This is a genomic window from Sunxiuqinia dokdonensis (assembly GCF_001270965.1).
GTDB classification, from domain to species: Bacteria; Bacteroidota; Bacteroidia; order Bacteroidales; family Prolixibacteraceae; genus Sunxiuqinia; species Sunxiuqinia dokdonensis.
In genome coordinates, this window is the sequence record NZ_LGIA01000189.1 from 1 (window position 1) to 13,450 (window position 13,450).

The 13,450-nt window shown below is 46.5% G+C and carries 11 protein-coding genes and 1 pseudogene; 9 read left to right on the plus strand and 3 right to left on the minus strand.

What is annotated here, in order from left to right; genetic code table 11:
- Nucleotides 1–432: pseudogene (locus tag NC99_RS17285) on the minus strand (sodium:solute symporter); the annotation flags it as partial.
- 5 nt (nucleotides 433–437) lie between these two features.
- On the minus strand, nucleotides 438–1,592 hold the full coding sequence (locus NC99_RS17290; protein ID WP_053186661.1) for an exo-beta-N-acetylmuramidase NamZ family protein: 1,155 nt from the start codon (nucleotides 1,590–1,592) through the stop codon (nucleotides 438–440).
- A gap of 111 nt (nucleotides 1,593–1,703) precedes the next feature.
- Here NC99_RS17290 and NC99_RS17295 point away from each other — a divergent pair, with 111 nt between their 5' ends.
- From NC99_RS17295 to NC99_RS17305, 3 genes are all read left to right on the plus strand, one after another.
- On the plus strand, nucleotides 1,704–4,649 hold the full coding sequence (locus NC99_RS17295; protein WP_053186664.1) for a glycoside hydrolase family 3 N-terminal domain-containing protein: 2,946 nt from the start codon (nucleotides 1,704–1,706) through the stop codon (nucleotides 4,647–4,649).
- Nucleotides 4,650–4,955: 306 nt separating this feature from the next.
- Nucleotides 4,956–5,210, plus strand: a complete 255-nt coding sequence (locus tag NC99_RS17300; RefSeq protein ID WP_053186667.1) for a DNA-binding protein — start codon at nucleotides 4,956–4,958, stop codon at nucleotides 5,208–5,210.
- 77 nt (nucleotides 5,211–5,287) lie between these two features.
- Nucleotides 5,288–6,079: a 3-keto-disaccharide hydrolase gene (locus tag NC99_RS17305; protein ID WP_053186671.1), complete on the plus strand. Its 792-nt coding sequence runs from the start codon at nucleotides 5,288–5,290 to the stop codon at nucleotides 6,077–6,079.
- A 62-nt stretch (nucleotides 6,080–6,141) separates the two neighbouring features.
- On the opposite strand, the gene NC99_RS17310 is transcribed toward NC99_RS17305, so the two are convergent.
- Nucleotides 6,142–7,881: a DEAD/DEAH box helicase gene (locus NC99_RS17310; RefSeq protein ID WP_053186674.1), complete on the minus strand. Its 1,740-nt coding sequence runs from the start codon at nucleotides 7,879–7,881 to the stop codon at nucleotides 6,142–6,144.
- Nucleotides 7,882–8,148: 267 nt separating this feature from the next.
- On the opposite strand from NC99_RS17310, the gene NC99_RS17315 reads away from it, so the two are divergent.
- The 6 genes from NC99_RS17315 to NC99_RS17340 all read left to right on the plus strand — a co-directional run.
- Nucleotides 8,149–8,562 (plus strand): hypothetical protein, encoded by a 414-nt coding sequence (locus NC99_RS17315; protein ID WP_053186678.1) that lies wholly within the window; start codon nucleotides 8,149–8,151, stop codon nucleotides 8,560–8,562.
- 35 nt (nucleotides 8,563–8,597) lie between these two features.
- Nucleotides 8,598–8,846 carry a hypothetical protein gene (locus NC99_RS17320; RefSeq protein ID WP_053186680.1) on the plus strand — a complete coding sequence of 83 codons (249 nt, stop codon included), beginning with the start codon at nucleotides 8,598–8,600 and terminating at the stop codon, nucleotides 8,844–8,846.
- Nucleotides 8,847–8,973: 127 nt separating this feature from the next.
- On the plus strand, nucleotides 8,974–9,627 hold the full coding sequence (locus NC99_RS17325; protein WP_053186683.1) for a response regulator transcription factor: 654 nt from the start codon (nucleotides 8,974–8,976) through the stop codon (nucleotides 9,625–9,627).
- A gap of 219 nt (nucleotides 9,628–9,846) precedes the next feature.
- A complete protein-coding gene (locus tag NC99_RS17330) occupies nucleotides 9,847–10,500 on the plus strand; it encodes a response regulator transcription factor (RefSeq protein WP_082326551.1) in 654 nt (217 codons plus the stop codon).
- Nucleotides 10,501–10,715: 215 nt separating this feature from the next.
- Nucleotides 10,716–11,651 (plus strand): hypothetical protein, encoded by a 936-nt coding sequence (locus tag NC99_RS17335; RefSeq protein WP_053186689.1) that lies wholly within the window; start codon nucleotides 10,716–10,718, stop codon nucleotides 11,649–11,651.
- 264 nt (nucleotides 11,652–11,915) lie between these two features.
- On the plus strand, nucleotides 11,916–13,450 hold a 1,535-nt coding region (locus NC99_RS17340; RefSeq protein WP_157625019.1), incomplete at its 3' end, for a hypothetical protein.

Below are 13,450 nucleotides of genomic sequence, written 5' to 3' on the forward strand. Positions count from 1 at the left end.
ATACTGCAACACAACGGCCACCAAGTACAACCGAAAAGCGGCTCCAATCAATTTCGAAATCAGGAAAAAAAATGAAGCCGTTCGATGACTGAAGATTCCCATGCGTTCCTCCAAAAACGAGTAAATGGAAATCAACTTCAGGCGGTAATAGAAAGGCAACAAAAGAAAAGCCACCAGCCAGTAGCCCACGAGGTTGCCAAAAACAAACTGCAAATACGAGAAGGCGGAATTCCCCACTTCGGCGGGAACCGAAATAAACGTCACGCCCGACAAGGTAGCGCCCAGCATGCCATAGGCTACCAAATACCAGGGCGACGACCGGTTGGCATTAAAAAAGGTGAAGCTGTCGGAATTTCTCGAAGTCAGCCAGGAGACCAACATTAACAAGGCGAAATAGGCAACAACAATTCCCAGAGCAAGAAACGAATTCATACCAATCAGTTAAAGTCGGGGTACAACAAATATTTTTTGCGAATGGATTGGTAAGCCTGGAGCTCATCCTGCCAGCCCGCTTCAATCTCTTCGAGGCTTCTCCCGGCACGAATATCCTGAAGCAGCGCATCGGTTCCGGCCAGCAGATTAAACCAGCGCTCCCGGGTCAGAAAATCGGCTTCATGCTCAAATTGCTTGTAAAAATCGAGGAAGTAGGATAGAGTAAACTGCTCATGGCAGGTGGGTGTCCGAAGGTCAACCCCATAGCAGACCTCTCCCTGTTGCTCCGGGTTTTTCGACATGCCCTCAATACTTTCCGGCCTAAACTGAAAATCGCCAAACCGTGGATCCGGATAACCAATCACCTGAAAAGGGAAATAGGTTCCCCGGCCAATGCTGGCGCTGGTGGCTTCGAAAAAACACAGCGACGGATAAAGCCGGATTGAACGATCATTGGGTAAGTTAGGCGACGGTTTTACCGGCAACGAATACGCCCTGTCGTGCGTGTAACTTCCTGCGGGGATCACCGTCAATTCACATTGAATTTGATCCTTCAGCCAGCCCTCACCATTAATCATTTGTGCCAGCTCGCCCACCGTACAGCCATGCACCACCGGAATGGGATGCATGCCGACAAAGGACTGAAACCCGGGTTTCAACACCGGCCCGGCCACATAATCGCCGTTTGGATTTGGCCGGTCAAACACCAGCAAAGGTTTATCGTTTTCGGCACAGGCCTCCATCACATAGTGCATGGTGCTGATGTAGGTGTAAAACCGAACACCAACATCCTGGATATCGAAGATCAGCACATCCAGGTCAGCCACATCAGCCGCTTGAGGTTTCTTGTTATCCCCGTAGAGAGAAACCACCCGAATGCCGGTTTTCGGGTCCCGCTCATCGGCTACCTGTTCGCCGGCATCGGCATCACCCCGAAATCCGTGTTCGGGACTAAACACCCGCTCCACAGCAAGTTCATGTTGCAGCAGGAAGTCGAGTAAATGTTCTTGCCCAACCATGGAAGTGTGGTTCACCACCAAGCCGATTTTCTTTCCTTGCAACAAGGGCAAATACAAATCCGTGCGTTCAGCAGCCGGCTGAATTTCCTGTGCCAAAACCTGACCGGAAAACAGGATAAAAAAGATCAGTACAATACGCATAACAATTGGTCGTTCTATTGATCACGAAGGTAAGAAAACATCGGTTAATGCATGGCTAACTTTTCGCATTAATCAATCTTTGTTAGTTTTGCCTTTGCAAAAATTGGAACTATGAAAATCCTGAACCGACTACTGTTTTCGGTGGTTTTGTGCCTTTTCGTGCTGCCAGGCAAAACGCAAAACCAACCGGAATTTTTAAAATATCTGGATGACCCGTGGGTGGACTCCACGCTAACACACATGACGCTGGACCAAAAAGTTGGGCAGCTGTTTATTGCCCAGGTTTATTCAAAGGAAAAGCTACCTGCAGGACATGCTATTTTTGAAAAAATTTCGCGATACCACATCGGTGGATTGATCTTTATGCAAGGAACACCCGCCAATCAGCTGGCCATCACTAACCAGCTGCAGGCACAAAGCCAAATTCCGCTGCTGGTGACCATGGATGCGGAATGGGGCCCGGGCTTTCGCCTGACCAGTGCACCCAAGTACCCGGTGCAGATGGCGCTGGGTGCCATACAGAAAGACAGCCTGATTTACCAAATGGGCTACGAAGTGGGAAGCCAACTGAAACGCATTGGTGTTCATGTGAACTACGCGCCGGTAGCCGATGTAAACAGCAATCCGGCCAACCCGGTCATCAATTACCGGTCGTTTGGCGAAGAGCCGGAAAAGGTGGCCCACAAAAGCTGGATGTACGCCAAGGGATTGCAGGATGCCGGCATACTTGCGGTGGCCAAGCATTTTCCCGGACACGGCGATACGGAAACGGACTCACACCTGGGGCTGCCCGTTATTCGGCACGATTTCGATCGGCTGGACCATGTGGAGATGTATCCCTTCAAACACCTGATCGGGCAAGGAATTGGCGGTGTGATGACGGCCCACTTGCATGTGGAAGCCTACGATCCGGAGTCCGACCTTCCGGCTTCGCTTTCAACCAACATGATTCAAAATAAACTCATTGACGATCTGGGCTTCAACGGTCTGGTTATTTCTGATGCCATGAACATGCATGGTGTCAGCAAGCAGTTTTCTGATGGCGAAGCGACCGTCAGAGCCTTGCAAGCCGGAAACGACATGCTGGAAATTGTGCCTAACCTGCCGGTCAGAATTGCGGCTGTAAAAGCGGCCTTGAAAAACGGCCAGCTAACGGAAGAACAGCTGGAACAAAAATGCCGGAAAATTCTGGCCCTGAAAAAGTGGCTCCAACTGGATCGTTACACGCCGGCCTCTCCCGAAGGTCTGGAGGCTGATTATCAACAAGCCGGGTACGAGCTGACCAAACGTTTGCTGCACGAGCAATCGCTGACCCTGTTGAAAAACGAAGGAAAACTGCTCCCGCTTAAGCGGCTGGACACCCTGAAAATTGCAGCGCTTTCCATCGGTGCCGATCACGAAACGCCTTTTCAGAAAATGTTGAGCCGGTACACGACGGTTGATGTCTATCATCTTCCCAAAAACGCATCCAAAGAAGCCATTCAAAAGCTGATGCTTGAGCTGAATGATTACAACCTGCTGATTAGTGGTATTCACGACATGCGCCTGAACGTAAGCGGAAACTATGGGCTGACACCGGTCATCAATGAAGTTCTTCAGGCGTTGGCCAGCAAACCCCAAATTGTGGTGTTGTTTGGCAATCCGTATGCCCTCAACTTCTTGCCAGACGTAGAAAAAGCCGCTGGACTTTTGGTCACTTACCAGGAAAATCAAATGACACAGGAACTGGCGGCTCAAGCCATTTTTGGTGCCATTCGGGTCGATGGCCGGCTGCCTGTCAATGTGAACGATACTTTCTTCCTGAACCAGGGAATCACGCTTCCCAAAATCGGGCGACTCAAATATTCCATTCCCGAGGAAGTAGGCCTTTCGTCCTTCAAACTGAATTCAAAAATTGACAGCATTGCCGAACTGGGGCTCAAGGAAAAAGCGTATCCCGGATGCCAGGTTTTAGTGGCCAAGGACGGACAGGTCATTTTTTATAAAAGCTATGGCTATTTTACCTACGACAAAAAAAGAGCAGTCGATCAGTCCGCCATATACGACTGGGCGTCGCTCACCAAAATTACGGGGCCACTTCCGGCCTTAATCAAACTTCATGGTGAAAAAAAGTTTAACCTTGATTTGCCTTTTTCATTTTACTGGCCCGACTTCAGAAACACCGACAAAGAGAAAATAACGGTTCGTGAAGTGTTGGCCCACCAAGGCGGACTAACTTCCTGGATCCCCTTCTATAAAAATGCCTTACTAAAAAACGGACAGTTAAAGTCCTCGGTTTTCAGAGACCATCCTATTGCCAGCTTTAACCGGCGCATTGCATCCTCGTTGTACCTAAACGAACACTACATTGAACACATTTACCAGGAGATTCGCGATTCCAGATTACTCCCCCACCGTAAGTACACCTACTCCGATTTGGGCTTTCACATCTTTCCGCGAATTATTGAAGACCTGACCGGAAACGACTACGAAGCCTACCTTCGAGATTCGATTTATGCGCCGCTGGGAGCCAACACGATTACCTACAATGCCTACAAGCACTTTCCGCGCGAAGACATTGTGCCTACTGAACAGGACAATGTGTTCAGAAAAGAGTTACTTCAGGGGTTTGTGCATGACGAAGGTGCGTCCATGCTGGGCGGTGTTTCAGGCAATGCCGGCTTGTTCGGATCGGCCAATGATTTGGCCAAAATTATGCAGATGTATTTGCAGTTTGGCTATTACGGCGGCGAACAGTTGCTTGATTCGGCCAGTATTCGCGAATTTACCCGCATTCAATACCCAAAAAATCAAAATCGCCGTGGTTTGGGATTTGACAAGCCTTTTATCGACAACCACAAAAACAAGCTCGATGAAGCCTATCCGGCCGTAGATGCCAGCCCCGAAAGTTTTGGACACAGCGGCTACACCGGCACATTTACTTGGGTGGACCCCAAAAACCAGCTTTTGTTTATTTTCTTTTCCAACCGGGTTTATCCTACCCGCGAAAATCCCAAACTTTTCAAGCTGAATATCCGGCCGGCTATGCACCAAGCCATTTACGACAGTTTAAAATAAGACCTGCGTCGAAAAACACCCACCTCCGGCAGCCATACCTCAAGCCTGTTTATCGGCCGAGAAATGCTAAAAATTGTTAAAATGTTCTTTAACATCAAAGCAATAAAATAGCGTAGGCAGCGACTCAAAGACCGCTTCAATCAATGCATCTCATCACCAAAAAAAGTTTCGTCGAAGTTAAAATCCGACAAATTCGCTGAGTCCTGATTGTGACTCAATTCATATCCCTATATTATTAGATTATTAATTTTAACTTTAAGGGAATTTTAAAAGAATCTAGTTAATAACCCATAAAATTTTACTGCCATGGATAAGAAAATCACATTTAATGAATTGCGTAAAATTAAAGACAGCTTACCTGATGGTTCAATTCGCCAAATCGCGCAAGAGTTTGACATTGAAGTTGAAACCGTCAGGAATTATTTTGGAGGCGCAAATTATGACCGTGGAAAATCCGTAGGGCTGCATATTGAACCAGGGCCAAATGGTGGCGTAGTTTTAATTGATGACACAAAAATATTGGAACGCGCTCAGCAACTTATCGCGGAGCAAGTTCATTAATTCGCTTAAAGTATTATTTTTGAAACTGCCTTATTTAAGATGAGGCAGTTTTTTTTTACCAATTAATCCCAAAAATTATGACCCGTAAGCTCACACTGATCCTGATTTTGGCCGCAACCCTCGGCCTGTCATCCTGCCAACAAAAAACAGAAGCCCTGTTTAATGGCACCGATTTGTCCAATTGGGAGATTTCCATTGGAACCGCCTTAACCGGTTTCGACGACCTGAAAGAAGCAGCCACCGCCGAATCCATTTTCTCGATTGTAGAGCAGGATGGCGAAAAACTGTTGCGCATCTCCGGCGATGTGAACGCCTCGATTGCCACCAAAAAAGAATACGGAAATTACCACTTACGCCTGGAATTTAAGCATGGCGAAGATGTTTACACCAACCGCAACAGCGGACTGCTGTACCACAGCTTTGGTCCGTTTGGCATTGGGCTGGGCACCTGGATGAGCTCCATCGAGCTACAGTTGATGCACGAAAACCTCGGCGACGCTTACATGATGGGTGACTCGTATGCCGAAATACCCGTTCGAAAAGAAGGTGACAATCCGGTTTATGCTGCCGATGGTGAACTGCTTTCATTTGGCGAAAACCAAAATGGCGGCAAAATTGCCCGCAAAAGCTCGAACCAGGAAAAAGCGATCGGTGAATGGAATGTGGTTGACCTCTACTGTGTCGGCCAAAAAGCCATTCACGTGGTCAATGGCGTGAAAGTGATGGAATGCGAAAACACGGGCATGCTGATTGACGGACAGGTTCAACCACTTAGCAAAGGAAAAATTCAAATCCAATCAGAAGGCTCGGAGTTGCTCATCCGCAAAGCAGAACTCACGCCAATCAAAACGTTACCTGATAACTTCTGATCCGGAAGTAGAAACAGTATAAAAAGAAAGCGGTGTGAAGACTCATTCACACCGCTTTTTGTTTATTTTTTTGTCCGCTTGCGCTTGGCCCGTGGTTGGTCCATGGCCGCTTTTTTCTTCTTTTTGATTTTCGGAACCGATACGCGTTCCTCGCCGGTCACCCGGTCAACCTCCAGCGCGTGCCCGTCAAGCGAAGAGCTGTTCATCGATTGAATCAAATCTTTTTCAAAACGACTGTCGATTTCGAAGAAGGAAAATTTACGCTGAATATCGATTTTGCCGATTTCAACATTCTTTCTTTTTGAGTGCTCATTAATTAAGCCCAAAAGTCGCGAAGCGTTTAGGTTTTGCTTTTTACCCGCGTTGATAAACAAACGGCTGAAGCTCATGTTTTCATTGCCATAATCGCCTCCCCGATCGCCCCGGTCATTTCCGCGTCCACCGCGTTTTTCAAAGGTTTTTCGTTCGTTTCCTCCGCGTACATTCAGGTCAGGCGCATTTTTGTAATAGGCTAAAAAGCGGTTGAATTCGGCCGACACAAATCGCTTCAAGATTTCCTCGCTGCTCAGTCCGGCAAATTTCTCCATAATGGCTGGCATGTACGGATCGATTTTCGAATCATTTACTTCAACTTGAGCCACTTTTTCAACCAAATGCATCAGCTGCACTTCGCAAATTTCTTCGCCACCAGGCACATCCTTGCGCTCAAACCTTTTGTTTGAAAGCTTTTCGATGTGACGCAATTTACCGGTTTCGCGCATGTGCAAAATCGAAACTGAGATTCCGCTTTTTCCAGCCCGCCCGGTTCGTCCACTCCGGTGAATGTAGGCCTCCGGATCATCCGGCAAGCTATAGTTAATTACGTGGCTGAGGTTGTTCACATCAAGTCCGCGGGCTGCCACGTCGGTGGCCACCAACATTTGCAACTGCCCGGTACGGAAACGGTTCATCACATAATCGCGCTGGGCCTGCGATAAATCACCATGTAACGCATCGGCATTGTACCCGTCTTCCATCAGCTTTTCAGCGACATCGCGGGTTTCCATGCGTGTACGGCAAAATACAATCGCATAGCAGTTCGGATAGTTATCAGCCACCCGCTTCAGCGTAGCGTATTTATCTTTGGCCTGAACCACATAATAATGGTGCTCCACATTGGCGGCACCTTCATTCTTACGCCCCACCGAAATTTCTTCGGGCGAGTGCAGGTATTTCTTGGTCAGATTGGCAATTTCGCGCGGCATCGTCGCCGAAAACAACAAAGTTTGTTTAATGGCCGGAGTCTCCGCCAAAATAGCATCCAGCTCTTCTTTGAAACCCATGTTGAGCATCTCATCCGCCTCGTCAAGCACCATCCAGCGAATCTGGCTTACATTTAATACTTTGCGTCGAATCAGGTCATGGACCCGTCCCGGAGTGCCAACCACGACCTGGCCGCCACTCCGCAGTTCGCGAATTTGCTTGCCAATATCGGCACCACCATAAACGGCAATATTCTTAAAACCTTTCAGGTTCTTTGAAAAAGCATCGAGGTCGCGGCTGATTTGCAGGCACAATTCACGCGTGGGACACAAAATCAGCGATTGGATATCTTTTTTATTGACATCGCAGTTGTGCAAAATTGGCAAGCCAAAAGCCGCTGTTTTCCCTGTTCCCGTTTGCGCCAGGGCAATCAAGTCGTTCTTGTTGTTTAAAAGATGTGGAATTGTTTTCTCCTGAATAGGAGTCGGTTGCTCAAAGCCCATTTCTGAAATGGCGCTGAGCAGTTCGGGTTTGATACCCGTCTGTTCAAATGTCATCATTGTATTTATTTAAGCGAAGAACAACACGTTCGTCGCGCCCAATACGCACTGATGACAATAAAATTTACTTTTCAATACACCCCTATGCCACCGATGCAAAAAATTGAGCTGCAAAGATAGATTTATTTTTCACACCTGATGCTTAGGCCTTTCTCATGTAAACCTGGTGTTAAGTCAATGTCCAACAACAGCTATTAAGTTACTGTATTACAAGGCACAGAACCAATACATTTTGTAACTTACTTCCTGAAACAAAATTGTCATTCCATGGCACACTCCTACTTGTTTAACTGCCGAAGGTGCAAACACAGCCAACAACTTTACGAAGGCTGGCGTTTTATGGAGCACGATCAAACGGTTGAATCGGTCCTGAATTCAACCCAAATCAAGCTCCATTACAAAACCCGGGAGAAGATTACATCGCTGGCGAAAACCCACCACCAACTTCAAGTGAAAACAGAATACAAAATTTACCGCTGCCAGACTTGTCTTCAACTCTCGGACAAGCTGGTGGTCACCGTTTGGAACGGCGAACAACGGCTTCATCAAACCCAGTTTAAATGTGCCAACTGCCGCGCACGGCTTAAACATACCAATATTCACCGGGTGAAATTTGCCATCTGTCCCAAGTGCAAAAGCAAGCAGTTTGAAAAATCAAAAGTGTTAATGCTTTGGAATTAAGTTAATATGATTAGCTTTGCGCCAAAGTTTTACAGATGACTATTGTACTCGTTGCCCTCCTTGTTTTCCTGATCAACATTCCATTCGGTTACCTGCGATCAAAACATAAAAAGTTTAGCTTCATGTGGTGGGTTTACATTCACATTCCGGTTCCGATGGTTATTTTGCTGCGGATTTATAGTGATATTGGCTTTGCCTTTTATACCTATCCGATTTTGGTAGGCGCATTTTTTGCCGGACAACTCGTCGGACGTGTTTACCTACCAAGCAAATGTGGTAATTAAGCGATCTTAATTCCTCCGTACAGCTCAAAAAATCGATGACAACCCGGTGAGTTCTTGCTTTTTTCCTTCAACTTTTGTTCGAAAAACACCAATTGACTTGCAACAAAAAAATGCCTAACTTGGAAAGGTGAAAACGAAAATATTAATTGTAGATGACTACAATATTTTCAGGCAGGGACTCAAATTACTCTTAGAGAAACATGAAAATTTTAAAGTAGTTGGCGAAGCTTTAAATGCAAACGATCTGTTTGAAATTCTCAAACAAACTAGACCTGATATCATCGTTATGGATTTGATGCTTCCGCAGAAGTCTGTTGTTGCCATTTCGAAAAAGCTCAACCGCGAATATCCCAACATTCCGCTACTTATTATTACCGTAAACGCCATTGAATACACCATTTTGCAATGTGTTATCAACGGTGCTCGCGGACTGATTTGGAAGAACAACACCCCGGAAGAATTGATTTTAGCCATTGAAACCATCGTGGCTGGTGAGCGCTATTTCGAAATTCCGGAATCGGCCATGGTATCACAGGTTATTCAGCACGCGCAGTTGGTCTTACCCGAAGTGCACCAGTTTATCGAAGTCAGTGATCGGGAGCTTGAAGTGCTCAAACTAATTGCCGATGGACATTCCTACAAAGAGATTGGACAAATTCTCCATATCAGTCCGCGCACAGTCGAAAGCCATAAGAACAATATTCTATCAAAATTGAAACTAAACACCACAGCCGACTTGATCAAATATGCCATCAAACATCAACTGATTGAAATAGAATGAGCCCCCGCACAACCCCAAATCACCGGACAAGTCATCTACTTCTATCCGTACTTTTACGGATCAATTTGGTTCTTTCACCGATTGCCTCACATGACTATTTTTCGATAACTTAGTTCACCATTAAAAAAAACCCAATCGAATAAGCCACTGCCCGAAGACCTTTCGTCATCCATTGTCTTTTTAAGTTTAAAATTTCATGGGCTGTAATTTACCGACAAAATGGAATCAAACTGTAGAGTTGTTATCTTCGAAAGCTATCCGCTTTTCTCATCAGGAATGAAAACCATTCTTGGTGCATCCAACACCATTGAAGTTACTGGAGAAGCAACGAGTATCGATCACCTCTTGCACCTGATTCAGGATACTTATCCGACGATCATCGTATTCGACATTATTCACTGTGTAAATGCCGGCATTAAACCACTCCGGAAAATAGCACGAAAATTTCCCCACATTCCGCTACTGTTAATTGTTGGCGAAGAATATGCCGACTGCTTTGATACCTATATCCGACTGGGTGTAAAAGGGTTTGTTTTCAAAGACGACAGCCCAGCGGAGTTTATCCGGGCAATTAAGGAAGTTTGCTCCGGGCACGATCATTTCAGAAACCAGGTTCGGTCGTACTTTCAGGAATCTCTTCAATCGAACCGAAAAGACCGCGCTTCGAAACAGTCGAACCATAGCCTGACCGACCGGGAAACTTCAGTATTGAAACTATTTTGCAGGGGACTCACCTACAAGGAAATTGGCCATCAACTCTCGATCAGCCCGCGAACAGTGGAAACCCACAAGCAAAATATCCTGTCGAAGCTGAGGGTGAAGTCAACCGTTGACATGGTCAAGTATGCCTTCCACAATCGAATTTTAAGCTGACTGGCATGCCCCACAAGCCCGCCATGCAGCGTTTTCCACCCGCAATATATCCGTAAAATGCCGGATTGAAAGGGCTGCTCCATTGTCGTAATTTTATTTGCAGCGGATCCGATCACTGGGTATAACCTGCATCCAATCGTACAGGAATGACTACTGACAATAGACTAACCTGATTAGACCGGCCCATTTCTCGGATTCGTTTAAAAAATCGGCAAATGAAAGAAAATCAGCCTGACATCAAACTGGATGAATTAATCATGGTTGAATCACCGTATTGTATTCTTCAAGATTTGAAACTTGAGGAGGATGGTTCAATTACCGCTAAAGTGTTTAATGAGTATCAGCCCAGTGACGAAGGAGGGCCCATTGCCGGTGCCGAATTTGGAAGACACATCGCCATTTTGGGATCAATTGCCCTGGCCAACGCTCTACAACATAATCATAGCCACTATTTCCTCGCCGTTCGTGCAAACATCAAACGAGAAATACAAGATGCCTATCGTTTCGACGAACTAAAACTGTATGCCAAGCCCATGAAGCTCGAAAAAAGAAAAGGCAAAATTTACGGCGAAATTTACGGGCGAAACAACGAACTGGTCAATACCGCAAAAGTGGATTACATGATCCTGGAGCGCGAAGTCTTCTCGAAAGTTTATGAACGGCATAAAAAAGAAAATTCATACCAAAACAAAGTCAGCCCCTACATTAAACGACGCCACCTGACCAACATCGTCATTGACGGTCATACGGCCAGAGCTGAGTTTGGAACCATATTAAAAAATGAATGTGAAGGTCATTTCCGGGATTTTCCGGCACTTCCGGTAGCGCTCATCGGTGGGCTCTTTGGAGAACTGGGGTACCAATTATTCAAGCACAATCTGCCGGGCTTTGACACTATCATCAGCCCTCGAACAGATATCAAAGCCCACGGCCTTGTGTTTAGCGGCGAGCACCTGCATTTCGCCGGACGAATTAGTCAATGGATTAGCGATGAGGCCATATTAATTACCGCCGAAGCCCTGGTGGGCGACGACGTGGTTGCAGATGTGAGTTTCATCCTCAAAGGAGTCAAGCAAGAGAAAGAAAAAGGCCACCGAAAACAACAACTTAAAAAAATCATTCGCCGATATAACCCATTTTCAAAAGGTTAATCGCGTCATCCCATTCCCTTTCTCACACAAAATATCCGGAAGATTCCTGATTGATTGGCCCGCCTATTTCCACTACCTTTTTTTTCGCATTTCAATAAAAGACCATTTCAACGGCCAATCTCTGTCGCGGGTTCCTGGCCAAAAGGAAGCTGCTTAGCATGAGACCCTTCGTTCCTTAAGGCCTTGGCGATGGCTAAGAACCCTTAAAGCACGGGGACTCAAGGATACTTCAACAAAAAAATAAATGATTCAAATTTTGTATTTATGAAGAAGGACTACTTTTCTCTCAAACTCACGTGCTGTTCCCGATGTTGGCGTTTTGGTCTGATTTTTTCCAGCCTCACCATGGGCTTTATGCTGATGACCGCCATCGCCATCGCCCAAACCGGTAACATACAAGGAATCGCGCCGGTAATTTCGCCTACCAACGGAACGGCTATTGACGGAAATGCCTATGCCAACTGGACAAAGGCTGATACGATAATTAACGGTGTCTTACAGGACTGGTCCACTTCCGGAGATATTTTTTACTGGGGCCAGGTCTATCCGGGCCCGGGAGCCGGTGTTTTGGATGTCATCCAACGAACACCTCCTCAGCTGGATACCATCATGGCACCCATGCCTTATACACCCGGTGTGGATAAGGATACGGTGATCGTCTATTTTGATGCGCTCTCTCCTGGTGACCCCACCACTTTCACAACAGATGCAAAAATCAACCAAAATCCCAATGTATATACCTGGGGAAAAGGGAATGTGCCACCTAAAAATGAAATCCAGAATGCAGGGGCGCTGTTTACCTGGGGTGACCCCTCGCTGACTGGTATTGACGGTTACCCTGGAAACTCGGATGATTTGTGGTGTGCCTTTGCCGGTGACCGCTCCGCAGTGAACGGCAGCAGCTATATCGATTTTGAATTTCTGCAGGCACCTCTATACATGGATACTACCGCAATAAAGAATGGATTTCCTGAAGGGGGATTCACGTCTCATGGTCCTGACAACGGGCGTACCGTCGGCGATTACCTCGTTACTGTAGAATTCACAGGAGGGGGACCACATGCCAATGTCATTGTTAATAGGTGGACTGATATTGGAGGCGGAAACTTCGAATATCAGCAAGTTCTTTCCTCCGAGGACGATCCGATGAACGGATATCCCTATGGCTCCATTCTGGCTTCGGTAAACACCGAAAAAACCTATGTCCACTTTCCTGCCTTCGGACAGATTGAACAAGTAACTTTAGGCCAGCACCATGCGGATGGTTCTTACTATAAAGACACCACGCTCGTATTACCCTACTATGTCGTCAACCAATGGTGCGAAGGAGCAATCAATGTGAGCTCTTTATTTGAGTTGAATGAAAATCCCTGCTTTATCGTGAGCACAGTATTTATCCGCACGCGATCTTCAGGAGAATCTGATCAATCACAGTTGAAAGACATTCCCGGACCACCGATTCAGCTGAATATCGTAGCAGATCCTCCAGTAGCAAGCTGTCCATCCGATCCTGATATCCAGGCTTGTACTTCAAACGAAGCGATAGCAGAGGCATACGAAACATGGAAAGCAGGCTTCAGCTATACTGGGGGAACCGACCCCGTGACGATGATCTCTGGCGATTTTCCTGATTTGCCAACCAATCCGCTTTGCGAAGGTGTGGATATCGAATACGAATACATCATTGAAGACTTCTGCGGAAACAGGGATTCATGTAGTGCGACGTTTACGGTGACAGCTCCTGACGCATTGGTTGTCAACGACGGCGGAGATGAACTCGATCACCTCTCATGTGACTA

Excerpts from the sequence above, each read along its gene's own strand:
- NC99_RS17335 (WP_053186689.1), top strand. The coding sequence starts at position 10,716 with ATGAAAGAAAATCAGCCTGACATCAAACTGGATGAATTAATCATGGTT.
- NC99_RS17290 (WP_053186661.1), bottom strand. The coding sequence starts at position 1,592 with ATGCGTATTGTACTGATCTTTTTTATCCTGTTTTCCGGTCAGGTTTTG.
- NC99_RS17320 (WP_053186680.1), top strand. The coding sequence starts at position 8,598 with ATGACTATTGTACTCGTTGCCCTCCTTGTTTTCCTGATCAACATTCCA.
- NC99_RS17315 (WP_053186678.1), top strand. The coding sequence starts at position 8,149 with ATGGCACACTCCTACTTGTTTAACTGCCGAAGGTGCAAACACAGCCAA.
- NC99_RS17305 (WP_053186671.1), top strand. The coding sequence starts at position 5,288 with ATGACCCGTAAGCTCACACTGATCCTGATTTTGGCCGCAACCCTCGGC.
- NC99_RS17295 (WP_053186664.1), top strand. The coding sequence starts at position 1,704 with ATGAAAATCCTGAACCGACTACTGTTTTCGGTGGTTTTGTGCCTTTTC.
- NC99_RS17310 (WP_053186674.1), bottom strand. The coding sequence starts at position 7,881 with ATGATGACATTTGAACAGACGGGTATCAAACCCGAACTGCTCAGCGCC.
- NC99_RS17330 (WP_082326551.1), top strand. The coding sequence starts at position 9,847 with ATGGAATCAAACTGTAGAGTTGTTATCTTCGAAAGCTATCCGCTTTTC.
- NC99_RS17300 (WP_053186667.1), top strand. The coding sequence starts at position 4,956 with ATGGATAAGAAAATCACATTTAATGAATTGCGTAAAATTAAAGACAGC.